This is a genomic window from Aerococcus loyolae (assembly GCF_002871915.2).
GTDB lineage: Bacteria > Bacillota > Bacilli > Lactobacillales > Aerococcaceae > Aerococcus > Aerococcus loyolae.
In genome coordinates this window covers 1,158,539-1,181,306 of record NZ_CP126958.1, presented here as the reverse complement: position 1 = coordinate 1,181,306, position 22,768 = coordinate 1,158,539, and the positions used below count along the sequence as shown (strand labels likewise).

The 22,768-nt window shown below is 44.1% G+C and carries 6 protein-coding genes; all 6 read left to right on the top strand.

Annotated elements, in window-relative coordinates; translation table 11 throughout:
* Positions 1–56: 56 nt before the first annotated feature.
* Complete coding sequence (gene pepT, locus CJ190_RS05330; protein WP_064293138.1) at positions 57–1,307, top strand: peptidase T; 1,251 nt, start codon at positions 57–59, stop codon at positions 1,305–1,307.
* A gap of 175 nt (positions 1,308–1,482) precedes the next feature.
* Entirely contained in the window at positions 1,483–3,852 is a 2,370-nt protein-coding gene (locus CJ190_RS05325) for a phosphoketolase family protein (protein ID WP_064293139.1), read from the top strand.
* Positions 3,853–4,023: 171 nt separating this feature from the next.
* Positions 4,024–5,715, top strand: coding sequence for an arginine--tRNA ligase (gene argS / locus CJ190_RS05320; RefSeq protein WP_064293140.1), 1,692 nt, complete (start codon positions 4,024–4,026; stop codon positions 5,713–5,715).
* A 422-nt stretch (positions 5,716–6,137) separates the two neighbouring features.
* The gene (locus tag CJ190_RS05315) at positions 6,138–14,417 is read left to right on the top strand and encodes a Rib/alpha-like domain-containing protein (RefSeq protein WP_180754116.1); all 8,280 of its coding nucleotides are present in this window, start codon (positions 6,138–6,140) and stop codon (positions 14,415–14,417) included.
* Positions 14,418–15,339: 922 nt separating this feature from the next.
* On the top strand, positions 15,340–16,410 hold the full coding sequence (locus CJ190_RS05310) for an IS30 family transposase (RefSeq protein WP_101562109.1): 1,071 nt from the start codon (positions 15,340–15,342) through the stop codon (positions 16,408–16,410).
* 290 nt (positions 16,411–16,700) lie between these two features.
* Complete coding sequence (locus tag CJ190_RS05305; RefSeq protein WP_101562038.1) at positions 16,701–22,766, top strand: Ig-like domain-containing protein; 6,066 nt, start codon at positions 16,701–16,703, stop codon at positions 22,764–22,766.
* The last annotated feature ends 2 nt before the right edge of the window (positions 22,767–22,768 follow it).

The window sequence follows — 22,768 nt, the reverse complement described above, 5'->3', positions numbered from 1 at the left end:
CGATAATGGGATCAGAGCATTTCTTTGATCCCATTTTTACTAGAAAGAGGAAAATCATGAATACACAACAACAGCAAATTCTGGACCGCTTTATCAAATACGCTAAAGTCAACACTCGCAGTGATGAAAGTTCGCTTACTATTCCTTCGACGCCCAGCCAGGAAGAATTTACCCTTAAATTAAAGGATGAAATCGAGGCCTTGGGCTTTGAAGACTGCTTCTATAATCCCAAGGATGCCTACCTGACGGCCACGATTCCCAGCACTCTTCCTGATGAAAATATCCCTACTGTGGGTTTCATTGTCCATGTGGACACCGCCGATTACAACGCCGAAAACATTCAACCCCAAGTGATTGAAAATTATGATGGGGGAGACATTGTCCTTAATGAGGAAGAGAATATGGTGCTTTCTCCCAAGGACTTTCCCCGCTTAAAACATGTGGTTGGTCATACCCTAGTAACCACTGACGGGCGAACCTTACTGGGAGCTGATGACAAGGCAGGGATTACTTCTATTGTTACTTTTGGAGAATATTTAATTAACCATCCCGAAATTCCCCATGGCAAGATTCGGGTCGCTTTTGGACCAGACGAAGAAATTGGCACCCGAGGAGCGAAATACTTTGATATCGACCAGTTTGGGGCGGACTTTGCCTATACCATCGATGGTGGCCGGTACGGCACCCTGACTTACGAGAATTTCTATGCTAAGCAAGCCAACGTCACTATTTCCGGACGGAGTGTCCATCCCGGGGCGGCTAAGGATTCCATGATTAATGCCCTCTTATGGGGTGCCCGTTTAGCTACCAGTCTCCCCGCTGACCAAGTGCCCGAAAAGACCAGTGGTCGGGAAGGCTTCTATTTCTTGATCCGTCAAGAAGGAACGATTGACCATCTCAACCAGTTTTATTACTTAAGGGACCATGATAAGAAAAAAATGCAAGAGAAATTGGCTTACTTTGAAGAACAAGTCGCGCGTTTAAACCAAGAAATCGGTGAAGAGCGAATTACTTATCGGATTGTTGACCAATATGACAATATGTACGAAGTGCTAAAAGATTACCCCTGGGTAATTGATCTAGCTAGGGATGCTTATTTGAAAAATAAGGTGGAAGCTTTTGAAGCACCTATGCGCGGCGGAACGGACGGAGCTATTCTCTCACATAAGGGCCTGCCAACCCCAAATCTCTTCTCAGGAGCTGAAAATACCCATGGCCCTTACGAATTTGTGACAATTGAAACAATTGAACAATCGATCGCAGTCCTGATCGACATTGCCAAGAACGTCCGTCATTATAGCGCTTAACTAGTGATCATATTAACGTTTCTTCCTTTGATTGTATTTTAAGAAAATAAACAAAAAATCTTGCTCTTAAGCTATTCTCAAAAGATTGTGACTATGTTATCATGTGGTCATGGGTAAGCGATAAGTTATTATTAATAGAAATAAGAGCGACTCGCTCAAAGGAGGAAATCAAAAAATGACTGATTTTGATTCAAAAGCGTATTTAGATAAAGTGGATGCCTGGTGGCGTGCCGCTAACTATTTATCTGTCGGACAAATGTACTTACGGGATAATCCTTTATTAGACCGTGAAGTAACGGCAGATGACGTTAAGATCACCCCAATCGGACACTGGGGAACCATTGCCGGGCAAAACTTTGTTTACGCTCATTTGAACCGTGTCATCAATAAATATGACCTAAACATGTTCTATATCGAAGGACCAGGACATGGTGGCCAAGTGATGCAAGCCAATGCTTATTTAGATGGGACCTGGAGTGAACATTATCCAGAATACCCACAAAACAAGGAAGGAATGCAAAAATTCTTCAAATACTTCTCCTTCCCAGGAGGAACCGGCTCACACGCGACCGCTGAAATTCCTGGATCTATCCATGAAGGTGGGGAACTTGGTTATTCCTTATCCCACGCTACCGGGGCCATCCTTGATAATCCTGACGTGATTGCAGCTACTGTGATTGGTGACGGGGAATCTGAAACTGGTCCTTTAGCAGCCAGCTGGTTATCTAATAGCTTTATTAACCCAGTGACTGATGGTGCCGTCTTACCAATCCTTTACTTAAACGGGGGTAAAATTGCTAACCCAACTATTTTAGAACGTAAATCTAATGAAGACTTAATTAAGTACTTCCAAGGCTTAGGTTGGGATCCAATGGTGGTTGAAGGCAACGATCCTGAAAAGGTTCACCCACTCATGGCTAAAACCTTAGACCAAGCTATTGAAAAGATTAAATCCATACAAGGCGAAGCGCGTAAAGGTTCAGCTGAAGAAGCTACTATGGGTAACTGGCCAATGATTCTTTACCGGACACCTAAGGGCTGGACTGGTCCTAAGGCATGGGAAGGTAACGACATTGAAGGTTCCTTCAGAGCCCACCAAGTGCCAATTCCAGTGAACGCTGAGAATATGGAACATGTAGATGCTTTAGTTGATTGGTTGAAATCCTACCGTCCAGAAGAACTCTTTACTGAAGATGGTCAATTACGTCCAGAAATTGCTGAAATTGCGCCTAAGGGTGACCAACGGATGGCTTCCAACCCAATTACTGACGGAGGCATCGATCCTAAACCTTTAGACTTACCAGACTGGCGTGACTATGCCCTTGACTTCGATACACCTGGTGAACGCGACGCCCAAGATATGATTGAAATGGGTGGCTATGCTGCTGGCGTTATCGAAAAGAACCCAGACAACTTCCGTATCTTTGGGCCAGACGAAACTAAGTCTAACCGCTTGAACAAGGTCTTTGATGTTACCAAACGTCAATGGCTAGAACCAATTAAGGATAACTACGATGAATGGATGTCACCATCTGGTCGTGTGATTGACTCACAATTATCCGAACACCAAATGGAAGGTTTCTTAGAAGCTTATACCTTAACCGGTCGTCATGGTTTCTTTGCTAGTTATGAAGCCTTCTTACGGACAGTTGACTCCATGATCACCCAACATTTCAAATGGATGCGTGAAGCTAGCGAGTACAAATGGCATAAACCTTATCAATCATTGAACTTGATTTCCTCTTCTACCGCTTTCCAACAAGACCATAACGGTTATACTCACCAAGACCCAGGTTTATTAACCCACTTGGCAGAGAAGAAGGGTGAATTTGTCCGGGCTTACCTCCCTGCAGATACCAACTCCCTCTTAGCCGTAATGGATAAGGCTTTAAGTTCTGAAAACGTGATTAACTACATCGTGACTTCTAAACACCCACGTCCACAATTCTTCTCAGTTGAAGAAGCTGAAGAATTTGTTGACAAGGGCTACAAGGTCATTGACTGGGCTTCTACCGTTGAAGAAGGGGAAGAACCTGACGTAGTGATCGCTGCCTCTGGTACTGAACCAACTGTAGAAACCATTGCAACCATTTCATACCTACACGAAGCCTTCCCAGAATTGAAGATTCGTTACGTGAATGTGGTTGACCTCTACCGACTCCGTCATCCAAATATTGACCCACGTGGTTTATCTGACGAAGAATTTGATGCTGTCTTTACTAAAGACAAACCAGTCTTCTTTGGCTTCCACAGCTTCGAAGGCTTACTCAAAGATATCTTCTTCGACCGTCACAACCATAACCTCTACCCACATGGTTACCGTGAAGAAGGGGCTATTACCACACCATTCGACATGCGTGTCTTAAACGAACTCGACCGCTTCCATTTTGCCGCTCATGTTGCTGAAGTGGTATACGGCGACAAAGCCCAAGACTTCATTGACCAAATGAATGCTAAGGTGGAAGAACACCGTGCCTACATTGTAGAATACGGTACTGACATGCCAGAAGTTAAAGAATGGAAATGGCAACCACTTGAAAAATAATTAAATTAATAGAAGAAAACGGCAGGCTAAGTCCTGTCGTTTTTTATTTGGTTTCTGTCTGCTTTGGCTTTTTTTCCTTTCAATCTTTAAAATGAACAAATTTATGCTAAAATAGACAGGACGCACCTTGCTAAGCCAAGGTGGAAGACTCATTAACAAAGGAGTTAAAGCATGAACATTAAACAACATATTGCAAAAATTATTCAAGCAGAAGTTAGTGATTATTTAAGTCTAGACCAAGTGGAAGATGTCTTAGAAGTGCCAAAACATGAAGGCCAAGGCGACCTGGCTTTTCCAGCTTTTATCCTAGCTAAATCACTTCGCCAAGCCCCTCAAAAGATTGCCAGTGAATTAGCCGGCAAACTCAGTGATGACTTAGTTGACCATGTTGAAGCAGTGGGACCATATATTAACTTCTTCTTAAAGGCCGATAAGATCTCTGCCGCTGTCTTAGCTAATATCTTAGATAAGGAATCGGCTTATGGCCAATTAGCTATTGGTGACGGGGAAAATATTTGTATTGATATGTCGAGCCCAAATATTGCTAAACCTATGTCAATGGGCCACCTCCGTTCCACCGTTATTGGGAACGCTATCGGTAATATTGTTGAAAAGGTAGGCTTCCAACCGGTCCGCATTAACCATTTAGGGGACTGGGGAACGCAATTTGGTAAACTGATCGTTGCTTACCGTAAATGGGGTGACGAAGCAACCGTTCGACAAAATCCGATTAAGGAATTAAACCGCTTGTATGTCTACTTCCACCAAATGGCTGATGAAGATGATTCTTTAAATGATGAAGCGCGCCAAGCCTTTAAAGAATTAGAAGGTGGCAACCCAGAAGAATTGGAATTATGGCAATGGATGCGGGAGAAATCCCTAGAAGAATTTCAAAGTATCTATGATTTACTAGGTATCGATTTTGATTCCATGAATGGGGAAGCCTTCTATAATGACAAGATGGATGCAGTGATTGACGAGTTAGAAGAAAAAAAACTGCTCAAAGTGGACCAAGGAGCTACCCTAGTTGATTTGGAAGCCTATGACTTGATTCCAGCCTTAGTGAAGAAGTCTGATGGGGCGACCCTTTATATGACTCGTGACCTGGCAGCTGTCTTCTACCGTAAGCGGACCTATGACTTTGACCAATGTCTCTATGTGGTTGGAAATGAACAGTCTGTCCACTTCAAACAATTAAAGGCTGTCATTAAAGAAATGGGTTATGACTGGTATGAAGATATTCACCATATTCCCTTCGGTTTAATTACTCAAGGGGGCAAGAAACTCTCTACCCGGAAAGGAAAAGTGGTTCTCTTAGAATCGGTCCTTAAAGAAGCCATTCGTTTAGCTCAAGAACAAATCAACAGTAAAAATCCTGACCTCTCTGATAAAGACCAAGTGGCCGAAGCTGTTGGGGTAGGTGCAGTGGTATTCCATGACCTCAAGAATGACCGCTTGAACAACTTTGACTTCCAATTAGAAGAAGTGGTCCAATTTGAAGGAGAAACCGGTCCCTATGTCCAATACGCCAATGCCCGGGCCCAATCGATCTTGCGTAAGGCCAATGCCGGTAAACCTAGTCTAGACGATCTACAACTGGCTGATGATGAGTCTTATGCGGTAGTCAAACAATTAAACCGTTTCCCAGAAATTATTGCTAAGGCCTATGAAAGTTATGAACCTAGCGTAATTGCTAAGTATACCCTTCAATTAGCCCAACGCTTTAATAAATATTATGCCCACACTCGGGTCCTTGAAGAAGATGACCAATTAAATGCACGCTTAGCCTTGGTTTATGCGGTGTCAGTGGTCTTGACTGAAGGCTTGAGACTCTTAGGTGTTCAAGCACCTAAAGAAATGTAAGCGATCTGTCACTAATTATTTAAGCCAATCAATCCTCTTAAAGCACTTTCAAGTTTAGAAAGTGGCTTTAAGGGGATTTTTTTCTTGGGCATTATTATTTAATGAAGTTTTCGATCCAAAAAACGAGCAGTCTTTGACCTCGGTATATTTAGCAATAAAAAACAAAAAATGTATAAAAGTATGAATTATTTTTAATAAATATAAACTCATTCATCTTGTTTTTAACTATGAAAACAGTCAGAAAGCCTTGATTAGCAATGTGTGTATATTTTAATAAAATAAATAAAGTTAATGATAAAATAAAATTAATGTTAACAAAACTTTATAATCGTTGAATTTGTACTTAACTTTGGAGTACCATAACCCTATCAAGTCCTTGTTTTGTAATGAAACGTATTTGTATAAGTATGAGGAGGAAGAATATGGTTGGTAAGAATAACCTTAAGGTGAAAAAGGAAAAGCAAAGCAACAAATTCTACCGCTACTCGATTAGACGCCTAAGTGTTGGCGTTGCATCAGTTGCAATAGCGGCAGGTTTGCTCTTTGCTTCCGATTCTGCTGTTGCTCAAGCGGCCACCAACGAAGTCAAAGCTTCAGCAGTGGAAGCGCCAAGTGCACCAGCTCCTGTAGCGGACCCTAAGCCGAGTGAGGCAGTGAATGCTTCAGTGGCAAGTCCAGCTGAGGATAAAGCAGTTCCTACACCTGTAGTAGAAGAAACCAAGATTACTGAAGAAAAAGCAGAAGCTAAACCGGCTCAACCTGAAGCAGATAAGAAGTCTGAAGAAAAAACTCTAGCCGAAAAAGTTAAAGCTGATGGGGAAGCTGAAAAGGCTGAAGCTAAGAAAGCCGAAGAACAAGCTAAGGTTGAAAAAGCAGCTAAGGTTGAAGAACAACCTAAAGCCGAAACCGTTAAAGCTGAAGAAAAGCCAAAAGCTAACAAAGAAGTTAAGCCTGAAGAAAAAGTTAAAGCAAAAAAAGCTACAAGTCGTGCAGCCTACTATGCAGCAGATAAAAAGGAATCTGAGGATAAAGTTAAGTCTGATGAGCTAAAGAGCGAAGTCAAGAATGAAGGCCTGTCATTCTATGCTAATGTAGATACAACAAACTCTGATAAGACCTTGGTTGGCGAATCTGAATTACTTAAAAAATTACAAGATTCCGCTATTGATGCGACTGGTAAACAAGGTGATAAGCGGTCTTATTCAGGGACTGTTTTCGTATACAGACATGGCAATAGTAACGAAGTGACTAAGGAAACTTTAGCTGGCGTCCCTGTTTATTTGCAATGGGCCTACAAAGATGGCTATGTTTCGCCAGTATATAAAACCGTTTCAAGGGCGGATGGAAAATTCACTTTTACCTTTGACAAACCAGTTATCGATAAATTTGGTAATGTTCATAAATGGAAATTATCTGATGGTGACCAAGAAGCCTTTGCGGTTAGAACCTGGGCAGAAAATCCTGATCCAGCTCACTTAGCTTTGATCAAGGGTGGGGATCAAATCACTGGCTTCCACAAACGGTTAACCCGTACCAATGAATCTTGGGACTTCACAGTAGGTATTGACCGCATTGTGAATGGTCAAGTGGTTTTCCAAGAAAAATTATTGAATAATGATTGGCTAGTTGGCCCTAAGGATACCTGGCGAGTATCACCAGATCCTTCCGGTGAGTGGAAACCAGCTGGAGACTACGGTAAAGTTTCTGGTAAGGTTTGGTTTGATGGGGGAGACCCTGCCGGATCAGACGCCCGTATGTGGAAGAAAGATTCATGGGACCTTCCAGCAGCTAAAACAAAAGTAGTTGCCTCTTATGTAAATGATGAGGTTGCTCGTCTATTCGATAAATGGAAGAAAGATAATAATTATACTGGTTCTGCTGGACAAGATAACCCAAGAATTTTAGAGTTTAGAGATGCCCAAGCCCAAATCATTGCCGACTATGAAGCTAAAAACGGTAAAGGGTCTCATATTGCCGAAACTGTTGTAGGTACCGTTGATTCTGAAGGCAATTACTATATTCCATTTAGAGGACTTTATGGTGTGTCAAGAAATGAAGCGAATAGCGGATTATCCATTTCCCATACCATTAAACCTGAACAATATGGTAAATTAGTTGAAGTCCAAGATGAAGACCATAAAAACTTAATGGCTTGGAATGGAACAATCGGACAAAAACACCGTCACATCAACCAAGATTATATGTATGCGGCTTCTTTGATCGATAATTACAATATTTGGTCAAATACATCACAAAACAACATGTTTGCTCTTCTTGATGGGGCTGCTAAACCAGTTGGTCCATCAAACTTGGCTTCAGGGAATATCTCAGACGTAAACTTTGCTGCCATCGTAGCCAAACCAGCCCACGCGATTAAAACATACGATGCACAATCAAACTTTGCTCCAGCCGGCGCAAAAGTAGAAAATGCGTCTGAAGGTCTATTACCAAGTACGACTTATGTCCAAAGATGGTTCAAAGATGGTAAGCCATATGGAGAAGCTACTGAATTTGTAACGACTCCAGATGGTAAAGCACCAGCATCTATTCCGGTAAATGTCGATAAGCAACTGGGCGCACCAGCTAAATTTACTTCTGCTATCTTCTTAAACGACGGAAGCAAGCATGATGACCTGACCAACGCTCTTGCTGCAGATGCCTTTATCGCAGCGCCTAAGGTTGAATATGATCCAATTGAAAAGAAAGCGGGTCAAGAAGCTAAAACAGCCACTCCAAAATATAAGAATACCGCTGGAGAAGAATATACTCCAAATCCAAATGATGGCAAGCCAACCTTCTCCTATGAAGAAAGAAAAGAAACCGTTGATAAAAACGGCGAAACTAAGATTTCTTACGAGCCACTTAAGACCGTCAACGTTGCTGGCAAGGACATCCCTGTAAGCGTAGATCCTAAGACTGGTGAAGTCACCATCAAAGCTGCTGATACAGCGAAAATTCCAGGTGAAACAGTAACTGTTCCTGTAACTCTTACCTATCCAAATGGGATGAAGATCCAAAGTAACGCTGTCATTAAAGTACTACCTAAAGAAGAAGAAAAAGACTTAGTTGATCCTAAATACACCCCAGTCTATAGTAATGTCGGTGAAGAAGTCACCTCAACGCCTACATTCATTGACCAAGCTGACAAGGATACTGTCAAACCAGAAGGCGCTAAGTTCGCTTTAGGCGAAAACGCTCCAGAGGGTGCTAAAGTTGATCCTAACACAGGTGTTGTCACCTACACAGCTAAGGCTGCTGATGCTGGGACCATGGTTAGCGTGCCAGTGGTTGTGACCTACAAGGATGGTTCACAAGATACCACCAATGCACCCGTTATTGTGGCTGAACAAGACAAGATTAAAGATGTTACCGATCCAAACGCTCCTGTACCTGAAGGCTATGTGCGCCTGAAATTCAATGCGGATACTAAGGACGGTTCAGTAACTGGTAAATTTGCGGACAATTCTAAGGTGAAAGCCTTCGACGTTCTTAAAGGAACTAAGTTTAACGACCCAGAAATTCAAACTAAATTTGATCAAGTTGTACCTACAAACCCAGTAGCGGACAACCCAGCTAAGAAATGGTCATCATGGGAACCAATCTTTGACAATGAATTAGCCAAGGATACCCCAATCGAAGAAGGGCTTAAGGGCGACACTCGCGAATACTACTCTGTTTACGAAGATAAAGGCTTCAACGAAGACAATGTCGGTATCGCTAAGGTTGAAATCGTTCAAGACCCAACCAAGAAAGAATATACCGAAGGCAAGGAAGGCGACAACAAACTTGACCCAGCCGGCACTAAGGTGAAATTAACCGATGCCAATGGCGTGGAAAAAGTGGTTGAACCGAAAGACTTTGACAAGTATGGCATTAAAGTGGGCCTCAAAGACGTGCCTAACTACACCCCTGAAACACCTCTAACCAAGAAAGACCATGACGGTAAGAAGGTTGAAGTCACTGTTCCAGGTAAGACCGGTGAACTCAAGGCTGAATCCAAAGCCCCAATCAAGGTTAAACAACAAGATAAGGATGCCTTGGAACCCAGCTATGAACCAACTGAGGCCAAGGTTGGACAACCAGCAAAATCGAAAGCCCCAAGCTTCAAAGATAGCGCTAATAAGCCAGCGAACACACCAGCCGGCGCAACTTTTGCTCTAGGTGAAGGTGCTCCTAAGGGCGCTACCATCGATCCTAAGACAGGGGAAGTTAGCTACACACCTGGAGCTGCTGACGAAGGTAAGGATGTCAAAGTTCCAGTCGTGGTAACTTACGGGGACAAGACTACCGACACAGCTGAAGCTACCTTCAATGTGGCTATACGGCCTGACGTTTATAAACCAACTGATCCAAATGCTCCAGTTCCAGAAGGCTACCATAAGGTAACGCTCAAAGCTGGTGAAGGTACTCAAGTTTCAGAAAAAGTTCTTCACGTAAGAGATGGTAAAGGTATTTCAGCTGATTCGTATCCAGAGGCAACTATTGATCCAGCTAAAGCTAAGGACTACAAAGAACCAATCACTTGGTCAATAGCTCCTGAAACACCAGTGACTAAAGACGAAGTCATTGTAGCTAACGCAACTAAGAAGACAGATGCTGAAAAGAACGATCCACAAGCTAAGGACCAAACTGTTAAGGTTGGAGAAACACCTAAGGCTGAAGATTCTATCGCAAACTTAACTGACTTACCTAAGGGCACTAAAGTTGCTTACAAGGAACCAGTTGATACCAAGACCCCAGGTGAAAAACAAGCAACAGTTGTAGTAACCTACCCAGATGGTTCAAGCGAAGAAGTTCCTGCCAAAGTCCAAGTCAAAGACTTAACCGACGCAGAAAAGAATGAACCGAAAGCTAAGGACCAAACCGTCAAAGTCGGTGACACTCCTAAGGCTGAAGATTCAATCGCAAACTTAACTGACTTACCTAAGGACACTAAAGTTGCCTACAAGGAACCAGTTGATACGAAGACCCCAGGTGACAAACCAGCGACAGTCGTTGTAACTTACCCAGACGGTTCAACGGATGAAGTTCCTGTAACTGTTAAGGTCAATGACTTAACCGACGCAGAAAAGAACGATCCACAAGGTCAAGACATCAACACTAAAGTTGGTCAAACACCAAATGCTAAAGATGGTATCAAGGATACCGACAAGTTACCTCAAGGCACGAAGTTTGAATTTGAAACACCTGTTGATACTAAGACTCCTGGTGACAAACCAGCTAAGGTTGTCGTGACTTACCTAGATGGTACTAAGGATGAAGTGCCAGTAACTGTTAAGGTAACTGAAAACCCAACCCAAGCTGAAACAACTAACCCAACCGTTCCAGCTAAGACCGAAGTCGAAGACAAGACCAATTTAACCCCTGAAGAAAAATCTGAAGTTAAGAAGAAAGTCGAAGACGCTAACAAGGACAAGTTCCCTACTCCTACAGAAGGTCAAAAGCCAACAGCTGTAACAGTTGATGACAAGGGTAACGCAACTATTACATACCCAGACGGTTCTAAGGACACCATTCCAGGTACTGACTTAGTCGTTGAACGGCCTAAGACTACGGTTGAAGGCACGCCTCAAACTGTTAAGCCAACCAACGACCCTCAAGACACTGGCCTTGTTGTGAAGAACCAAGACGACAAGACCCCAACCAAGGTAACCGCTAAGGATGAAGATGGTAAAGACGTTCCGGTAACTGTTGACCCAGAAACTGGCAAAGTTTCCGTAACGCCAGGTACCAATGTTGATGGTCCAATCACCGTGACTGTTGAAGACAAAGACTTACCAGACGGTAAACAAAGCTTCGAAGTGCCAGTTGAAGGCCACGAAAAGGGTCGCGATGACAACCATTCAGGTAAGACTCAAGCTGATCTAACAGATCCAACTGTCCCAGCTAAGACTGAAGTTGAAGACAAGACCAACTTAACTCCTGAAGAAAAAGCTGAAGTTAAGAAGAAAGTCGAAGACACTAATAAGGGTAAATTCCTTGAAGCTAAACCAGGTCAAAATCCAACAACTGTTGAAGTTGGCCCAGACGGTACTGCAACCATTACCTACCCAGATGGCTCAAAAGACACCATCCCAGGTAAAGATCTGGTTGTTGAAAGACCTAAGACCACGGTTGAAGGTACGCCTAAGACAGTTAAACCAACTAACGATCCTCAAGACACCGGACTTGTTGTGAAGAATAAAGATGACAAGACCCCAACTAAGGTAACCGCTAAAGATGAAGACGGCCAAGATGTTCCGGTAACTGTTGACCCAGAAACTGGAAAAGTTTCTGTAACGCCTGGTACCAAGGTAGACGGTCCAATCACCGTCACTGTTGAAGATAAAGACTTACCAGACGGTAAACAAACATTCGAAGTGCCAGTTGAAGGTCACGAAAAGGGTCGCGATGACAATCATTCAGGTAAGACTCAAGCTGATCTAACAGATCCAACTGTTCCAGCTGAGAAGACTCCAGTCGCTGACAAGAACCACTTAACAGAAGATGAAAAGAATACTGTTAAGAAGGCTATCGAAGATGCTAACAAGGACAAATTCCCAGCGCCTAAGGAAGGTCAAAAACCAACAACCGTAACCGTTGATGATAAGGGTAACGCAACCATCACTTACCCAGATGGGTCTAAAGACACCATTCCTGGTGACCAATTAGTCCGTGAAAAGACTAATGTTGATGATACTGCAGTTAAACCTGTTAACCCAACCGATGAAAAACAAGGTACTGGCGTTAAAGTCAACAACCCTGACAAAGACACCAAGGTAACCGCCAAGGATGAAGATGGCAAGGACATTCCTGTAGTCATCAATCCAGAAACCGGTGAAGTGGAAGTCACCCCGGGTAAGAACGTTGACGGCCCGATTACCGTTACTGTAACTGATTCAGATCTACCAGGCGGTAAGAAAGAAGTCACTGTTCCTGTTAATGGTCATAAAGCTGGTCGTGATGACAACGGTTCAGATAAGACTCAAGCAGACTTAACTGACCCAACCGTTCCAGCGAAGACTGAAGTCGAAGACAAGACCAAGTTAGCTGATGACGAAAAAGCAAAAGTTAAGAAAGCCATTGAAGATGCCAACAAGGACAAGTTCCCAGCGCCTAAGGAAGGGCAAAACCCAACTAAGGTTGAAATCGGCAATGACGGTACTGCAACCATTACTTACCCAGATGGATCAAAAGACACCATCCCAGGGACTGACTTAGTCGTCGAAAGACCTAAGACAAGTGTTGAAGGAACTCCTAAGACAGTTAAACCAACCAATGATCCTCAAGACACCGGACTTGTTGTGAAGAATAAAGACGACAAGACCCCAACCAAGGTGACTGCTAAGGATGAAGATGGTCAAGACGTTCCGGTGACCGTTGACCCAGAAACTGGTAAGGTTTCCGTAACTCCTGGCACCAAGGTAGACGGCCCAATCACTGTCACCGTTGAAGATAAAGACTTACCAAATGGTAAACAAACATTTGAAGTCCCAGTCGAAGGTCACGAAAAAGGCCGTGATGATAATGGTTCAGACAAGACCCAAGCCGACTTAACGGATCCAGTCGTTCCAGCTGAGAAGACTCCAGTGGCTGACAAAAACCACTTAACTGACGATGAAAAATCCCAAGTTAAGAAGGCCATCGAAGACGCCAACAAGGACAAATTCCCAGCAGCTAAAGAAGGCCAAGACCCAACTAAGGTTGAAGTTGGTGACGATGGCACCGCTACAATCACCTACCCAGATGGCTCGAAAGACACCATCCCAGGTAGAGGCTTAGTTCGTGAAAAGACTAATGTTGATGACTCTGCGGTTAAACCTGTTAACCCAACCGACGAAAAACAAGGTACTGGCGTTAAAGTCAACAACCCTGATAGAGACACCAAGGTAACCGCTAAAGATGAAGACGGTAAGGATGTTCCTGTAGTCATCAATCCGGAAACCGGTGAAGTGGAAGTGACGCCAGGTGCCAACGTAGACGGCCCAATCACTGTGACCGTTGAAGATCCAGACCTGCCAGGTGGCAAGCAAGAAGTTACCGTTCCAGTTAAGGGCCACGAAGCAGGACGCGATGATAACGGTTCTGATGAGCCTAATACACCAAGTGAAACAGTTGAAAAGACCACAGTAGATGATTCACAAGTCAAAGAAGTCAATCCAACTGATGACCAACAAGGGACTGGCATCAAGGTGAATAACCCTGATAAAGATACTAAGGTAACCGCTAAGGATGAAGACGGCAAGAACATTACTGTAGTCATCAACCCAACAACCGGTGAAGTGGAAGTGACACCAGGCACCGATGTAGACGGCCCAATCACTGTAACTATCACCGACCCAGATTTACCAGGTGGTAAGAAGGTAGTCGTGGTTCCAGTCAAAGGCCATAAAGCTGGTCGCGATAACAATGGTTCTGACACAGTCCTAGCACCTAGTGACACTGTCCAACCTAGTCAACCAGCAGCTCCTCAAGCAAATACGGTAAAACCAGGACACTCAGGTGATGGCAATCAAGTTGCTCAATCAGTTCATACAAACACTGCAGTTCATGCAGCAACGACAAAAGCAAATCAACCATCAGCTAATAAATCAAGCTCTACTAAAGTACAAAGTCAACTCCCTCAAACAGGAGCAGTTGCTGGTTTAGCAAGCTCATTAGCCCTAGCTCTTATCGGAGCCGGTAGTATTCTTGCTCTTGGTAAAAGAAGAAAAAAAGACTAAATTATTGGTTTGACTTCATAGTCTAAAAAGCTCTCATACATAAGTATGGGAGTTTTTTTGTAGGGATTGATTCTATTTTTTGGATTAAAGTAATCTTATAGCGAAAGTAAAGCAGGCTATGCCGATAATAACAAGGATAAATGGCAAATTTTATAGATAAAGAAATTTAAAACAGTAGCAATTCGCGAATAAATTTTAACTAGTGATGAATGGAAGAATAGGGAAGCGAAATACATTAATATAAGGGTCAAATGTTTATCTATTTAATATAAATCTTAGTTATCACATTAAATATTTTTTACAAAGTGTTCTATTGAGAAACAAAAATTCCAAAGTATATTTTAAAATATAATGTACAAACTCTCATACATAATTGTGTGGGAGTTTTTATCTTACTAATATACTGAACGAATTAGGTAAGCATGTAGCTTTTTAAAAATGTAAAATAAGAACTATATAATATACAATATTGGTCTTATTGAGAACAATATTATGTTCTTTTGTTTAAATAACTTAATAAATTTAAATGGCCAGAAATACCTTCGTGACACGACTTAGAAGCTTATTTATAGATTATATATTTAATTAAAAGACAAAGTAAGATTTGTTATTTTAAATTTAATTATTATACTGTAAATATAAGGGGGATAACTCAAATAGTGTTTTAAATAATTAATAAATGCATTAATGTGTTTAAAATATAAATAAGACCTATAAAGAGTATCTATAAAGATAGGTTATGGATATATAAATAGATAAAATAATAAATTATCTCTTTAAAAAATTTATATACATTGTATTTTTTTTTTTTTTTAGGTAGGTAAATTGTAAAATGAAGTGCATAGAGAAAAGGACGACAAAAAACCAGTGATGCTCTATACTTAAAAGCGTCTAAACCCAAGTAAAGGAGCACTCACTGGCTATGAAACATTCTAACACGAAACCTAGATCATATACACACCTTTCTGCAGAAAAACGCGGAATTATCCAAGCAATGCACCAAGAAGGACATAAACAGAAAGAGATTGCTGACGCCGTTGGCGTCAATCAATGCACCATATCTCGTGAACTAAAACGTGGAAAAACACGTCAAATGAACTATGATCATACCTACGTTGATGTCTATCTTGCAGAAACTGGCTCGCGTGTTTATAAAGATAATCGGTCAAATTCTAAAGCCAGAGGCGCTTTGTATGGAAAATCTAACTTCATTAAAGCCTTTGAGGAAGCCTTACTGACACCTAAAGAAGACCGTATTTTCAGTGTTGATACGTTTATTCATGATTACCGCAGAAAACACCCTTTAGAAAGAGTTCCTTGCACCAAAACCATGTATAAATATATCAATCTTGGTTTATTAAATGTGAGGAATATTGATCTTCCTATGAAAACAAGGATTCGTCCAAGAAAACAACCTAGTGAACCGCGTGGGACGAATAAAAAGGTATTTGGAAAAAGCATTGATCAGCGATGCCCAGACGTCCTTTCAAGAGAAGAATTTGGTCACTGGGAGCTTGACCTCGTGATAGGAAAGAAGACTAAAGGAGAGCCATGTCTTATTACTCTAGTTGAACGGAAAACGCGAAAATTCCTCACCAAGAAGACTTGGAAGTGGGATGCAGATTCCATTGTAAAATCGGTTAAAAAGGTGATTCTTAAAGAGGGTCAAGCGTGTTTTAAAACCTTAACGACCGATAACGGCAGTGAATTTTCTAAACTATCTCAGCTTGAGTATGCTCTGAAGGATTTGGAAGTCTTTTTCGCCCATGCCTATTCAGCTTGGGAAAAAGGCAGTAATGAGAGACATAATCGCATGTTAAGAGAATTCTTGCCCAAAGGGACAAGCTTTAAAAAGCTGACATACCAGGAACTCGCACACTATACGAATACAATAAATAATCGCTTTAGAAAGGTCTTAGATTATCAAACCCCTAACGACTGTTATAACCTAGAAGTTGCGAAACTTCAGGAAACGCTTAAAGAAGCAGGCTAAAGTGCTTAACAAAGCATAGAGATTCAGTGTGGGCCAGTCAAGGTCCGCTTCGCTCTCCACCTTGACAGCCCCACCCTGAATCTCTAAATGATAATCAAGCACTTTAAGCTAGAGAAAAACGGGCCAAGAATTATTGACTTTATCAGCTTTTTAGTTATTTGGCATGACACTGGGATTTTTTAAAATAAATATGCACTTGATATTGCAATTTACCTTTTTTTTAGGTACTATATCTTTACGAAGTTCTTATTTATAAAAAACAAATATGTACGAGTATAAGGAGGACACATATGGTTGGAAAAAATAACTACCAAGTGAAAAAGAAGAAGCAGGGCAATAAGTTCTATCGCTACTCCATTAAACGTTTAAGTGTAGGCGCGGCCTCCGTTGCTGTGGCAGCAGGCCTCTTGTTCGCGGGTGATGCAGCAGTTGTTCAAGCAGCAACTGAAGAAGTAAATACAAGTGAAGAAGTATCAACACCAGTGGAAGAGGGGAAAGGTTCTGAAGGGGAAGCAGCTCCCGTAACAGAAGGTGCGCCTGCCGTTGAAGAGCCAGCTTCCACAGAAGCGACAGCTGCAGCAGAGGAAGCTCCGGCTGAAACACCAGCAGAATCAGAAGAAGCCCCTGTAGTTTCAGAAGAAACACCTGCAGAAAATGCACCTGCAGAAGAAACTGTCGATCAACCGGCTGATGCTGATAAGGAAGAAGAAAAAGTTTCTCCTGTAACTTATGCTGCTGAGGGAAGCGATACAGAAGCACCAGCTGAAAACCAGCCGGGCGAAGATCGTGCTAATAATCAAAAGAAAGTCGATGCCATTGATGCGGACGCTATCGCTAACGGTTACATCAAATCCGCGACCGATATGTCTAATGCTGCCAATACCCTATCAGGGCGTGCTTGGATTGCCGACAAAGGGGTGCCATCGACCATGGCCAATGGGTTGACCGAAGTCGCTGAAGGTACAGATGTCTACATGCAGTGGATCGATACCGATGGTGCGGTTTCCCCACTTTATCGGGCACAAACGACTAATCAATTATCACAAGTTGATGGGAGTCAGGCAGGGCCAGGGGCTTATGCTTTTGACTTAAGAGAGGGTTGGATTGACGCCAATGGAGTGGAACATAAGTATTCCGCTAAGGGTGACCAATACTACCGCCTATGGATTCCAGATTACTTTGATCCAGATACCGGCAACCGGGTGACCATGTTCCGTCAAGCAGGGGGCTTCTTCCCCGGATCATTTGTGGGTTCAGCGACTAATAAAAACTTAGGGCAATTCCCACTACTCGGCACCAACATGCAACGGACTGGGATCTTTATGATCGAACAAGGTGGGGCTTACATGCACCGACCTGAGAGTGAATGGGTAGAAGATCCAGAAGGCCCAATCAATAACCCAGCTGTTCTCCGTCGCAGCGACAATAGTGTGTCTGGTCGGGTTTGGCTAGAAACGGGTGCGGGCGACTATGCCAATAGTGCGACCGGCCCGAATAACAATAGCCGGGATGTTGAAGCAGCTGGTTACAAGGTGGTCGCTTCCTACTTGTCTAAGGAAGGCTCTGCCGCTTATGAATCTGCTGTTAACTCCTTACCTCAAAGCCAACGCGCTAAAGCAGCCAAAGACTTCTTGTTAAATAATCCTGATGCCATTCAAGAAACCAAGTATTCTTATACCAATGAAGAGGGCCGTTATTCCATCCGTTTTGACAATAAAAACATGGATGAAAATAATACCGAATACATGTATATGCAGATCTTTGACCGGGATGGCAACTTAGTGAATGCCTATAATGGGTTCACAACGCCAGTCTTCAGAAGTCCAGCTGGGAACCAAAGCTTTGTCCCTCAAGCTGTTCCAGGTTCTGAAACAGCAGGTTATGTCCGTGGCCCATATGGTTGGTACAATGTCAACCATGCAGTGGTACCCAATGTCGTGATCGACCTCGAAATCACCAACTTCAACGATACCGATAAACCAGCCGGCTTGAATGATACCGCTCAGGCTGACTTGCGTGGGGCCCAATTACCACCAGCTGGCTTCAACAACAAGATTGTTTGGTATAACGAAGAAGGGGACGTCCTCAAAGAAACACCTGTCACCCAATTAGTGGCTGGCACCGACGATACCTACGACTTGCCTAAGACCATCGAAGAAGCTCAACAGCTGAAATTACGAGATGGGGAAATCATCCGGGCAGTTTTCGAGTCAGGTGGCAACCAATTAGCTGCGGATTCCTTTATTGTGAAATACAAGGACGCCAACTTGCACCAACCAAGCTATAAAGAAACACCAGTTGAGTTTGGCCACGAAGCTAAGGTTGATGCACCAAACTTTGTGAAATTGGCTGATGATGGTACTGAAGCGCCAGTGGAAACTAGCGAGGTTCCTCTATCCAAAGACCCAGCTAATCCTGCCTTTACCATCACTACACCAACACGTGGTGCATCCATCGATCCAAATACCGGTGCCATCACTATCCCAGCTTCTGAAACTTCTAAGACACCAGGGGAAACCATTGAAGTCCCTGTCACCGTGACTTATGAAGATGGCTCACAAGACCAAGTCACAGCTCCTGTTAAGGTGTCAGCACCAGATGTGATCGACCGGACAGGTAAGGAAGATGAGGCAACCCCTGATGGCTACCACCGGGTGACTTTAACCCCAGCTGAGGGTGTGGTTGACTTTGGCAAGAAAGCTTACGATGTCAAAGACCAAGCCAAGCTTTCGCCAGACCATATTCCAAGCCTAAGCGCAGAGGAAAATTATGAAAACCCTCAATGGAATGAAGACCCAAGCCAAGTCATTACTGGTCCTAAGGATTTTGTCGCCAGTGCAACACCAGTCACGCCAGCCGACACTACCGCTCCAACCATCACCGTTTCCGCTAAGGATATCCAAGCGACGGAAGGGCAGCCAATCGACCCAGTCACTGTGACAACCGATGATCCGGAAGCAACTGTGACGGTTGACGGCCTACCTGAGGGCTTGACTTACAATCCTGAGACCAAGCAGATCGAAGGGACGGTTCCAGCGGGTACGGTGCAATGGGCGGATGACCAAGATGAGTCCCGCGACTTCCCAGCGACCGTTAAGGCGGTGGACCCTGCCGGCAATGAAGCGACTGAACCAATCAATGTGACAGTACTTCGTGACACAGACGGCGATGGTCAAGCCGACCAAAACGATGAAGATGATGATAACGACGGCATTCCAGATAAGGACGATGACGCGTCTAAGGTATGGGACGGCCTCGATGCGCAAACGACAGATGTGACGGCAACTAACGGTCAAGAAGTGCCTGCCAATACTAAGGTGGTAACACCAAATAAACCTGGCGCTAAGGTGACCACACCAGCACCAGTCGACGGCCTCACTGTTGATGAAGATGGTAATTTAGTTGGTACACCAAACGTAGACTTCCAACCAGGTGAAACCGAAAAAGTCGTTGAAATTCCTGTTGAAATCACCTCAACTGGCACCGGCCAAAAGGATAGCCAAGGTCAACCAACCGACGAAGCCATTCAACGGACCGTTAAAGTGACTGTAACGAATCCAAATCCGGCTGAAAGGCCAGCGGAATCCAGCGTTGAAGTGACCCCTAAATCACAAAACGCTCTGGAAGGTAAGGATATTACCCCAGTTACCCCACAAGCGGACAATGTGCCAGAAGGCGGCAGCGTCAAAGTGACCATCGATGGCCGAGACACTTATCCAGGTCTGACTGTGGATCCAGAAACTGGCCAAGTGACCGGCCAACCGGAAATTACCGACTGGGCTCCTGAAGAAGAAACCCGGACCATTACTGTAACCGCTGAAGTTCAAGACAAGGATGGCCAAGCAGTTCGTGGTGGAGATGGTAACCCAGTGACCGCAGAATCAACTATCACTATTTACCGCGATACCGACAAGGACGGCCAACCTGACAAGGATTCCGGCATGCCAGAGGATCTAAATAATCCAAATGTCCCAGGCATCGACCAAGGTGACAAGGACGATGACAACGACGGTTGGACCGACCAAGATGAAAAAGATCGCGGCACCGATCCGAAAGACCAAAACGACTTCCCACAAGTGACCGAACCCGGCGCTGAAAACGAACCAGGTAAGGACACGACAACAGTTACCGGCAAGACCACGCCAAACACCGATGTGGAAGTTAAGGACAAGGATGGAAACACCATCGGTACCGGCACTTCCGATGAAAACGGTAAGGTGACTATCGATGTGCCTAAGCAAAATCCTGGCAACAAGGTAAGCATCATCCCAGGTAAGAAGGACGGCCAAGGCAACTTTACACCAATTAAAGATGACCAAGGTAAGCCTCGCGGTGGCGCTGAAACCGTGGTTAAGGAGACCCCACAAATCACTAATCCAGGGGCCAAGAACGAGCCCGGTTCAGACCAAACTAAGGTGACCGGTAAGACAACCGTTCCAAATTCAACCGCTGAAGTGAAGGACAAAGATGGCAATACTATCGGCACCGGTACTTCTGACGAAAATGGCGACTTCACTATCGAAGTGCCTCGTCAAAACCCAGGCGACAAGGTTTCTGTCATCCCATCTAAGGACTACACCAACCCAGACGGCTCAACAGAAACCCGGACCGGCGATCCTGTGGAAACGACGGTTACTGAAGACGCTCCAGCTGTAGTCAGTGTCAAAGTCACACCAAAATCACAAAACGCTCTGGAAGGTAAAGACATTACCCCAGTTACCCCACAAGCGGACAATGTTCCAGAAGGTGGAAGCGTCAAAGTGACCATCAATGGCCAAGACACTTATCCAGGTCTGACTGTGGATCCAGAAACTGGCCAAGTGACCGGCCAACCGGAAATTACCGACTGGGCTCCTGAAGAAGAAACCCGGACCATTACTGTTGAAGTTTCTGTCCTAGACAAAGACGGCAAGCCTGTCAACGATGCAGACGGTAACCCAGTGACCGCTGAATCGACCATCACTGTTTACCGCAATACCGATAAGGACGGCCAACCTGACAAGGATTCCGGCATGCCTGAAGATCCAAACAATCCAAATGTTCCAGGTATCGACCAAGGCGACAAGGACGATGACAACGACGGCTGGACTGACCAAGAGGAAAAAGATCGCGGCACCGATCCGAAGAATGAAGACAGCTTCCCACGTGTTACCGAACCAGGTGCTGAAAACCAACCTGGCCAAGACACCACTACAGTGACTGGCAAGACAACACCAAACACTGATGTGGAAGTCAAGGATAAGGATGGTAACACCATCGGCACCGGGACTTCTGACGACCAAGGTAATCTTAAGATCGATGTACCAAAACAAAATCCTGGTGACAAGATTAGTATTGTCCCTGGTAAGAAGGATGATCAAGGCAACTTCAAGCCTGTCACTGACGACCAAGGCAATCCTCAAGGTGGGGCTGAAACCGTGGTTAAGGAAACCCCACAAATTACCAATCCAGGGGCCAAGAACGAACCCGGTTCAGACAAAACCACTGTCACCGGTAAGACCACCGTTCCAAATACGACCATTGAAGTCAAAGACAAGGACGGTAAGACCATTGGCACCGGCACTTCTGACGATAATGGCGACTTCACCATCGAAGTTCCTCGTCAAGGAAGTGGTGACACGCTCACAATCATCCCATCTAAGGACTATACCAATCCAGATGGCTCTGTCGAAACTCGGACCGGCGACCCTGTGAAGACCACAGTGACGACGACCGGTCGTCCAAGTGTCAAACAAGACAAGGATATCTACGAGCCTGAATATAAACCAGGTTCCGGTCAACCCGGCGACAAGGTTGAAATCGGTGAACCTATCTTTAGAGACGAAGATGGCAAAGTGGTCAACCCACCAGCTGGCACCAGCTTCAAACCCGGCGCTGGCGAAACTGGCATCACGGTTGACCCAGAAACTGGCGCAGTCGTTGTCGAAGTTCCAGCGGACGCCAAACCAGGCGACAAGATTGAAAAATCTGTCACCGTCACCTATCCTGATGGTTCAAGTGAAACGGTAACAGTTACGGTTACGGTAGAGAAAAAAGACGGAAGTGGTGTGACACCAGTTCCAACACCTCAACCTGAACCACAGCCCGAAGAAAAACCTGAAGTTGAAGATGAAGTAAGACCTGATCCAGAGCCAGAAAGCAATGACGATCCTGTTAAAACAGACGATAAGACAGTTTCCGTCAAGACTCAAACTCCTGCTACAAAAGATAAGAGCAAGCCTCAAGCAGCGCCTACTCAAGTCCATACCCAACTGCCTCAAACCGGCGCAGTTGAAGGTATAGCTAGCTCATTAGCTTTAGCTCTGATCGGAACTGGTTCCATCCTTGCTTTAGGTAAAAAGAAAAAAGAAGACTAATC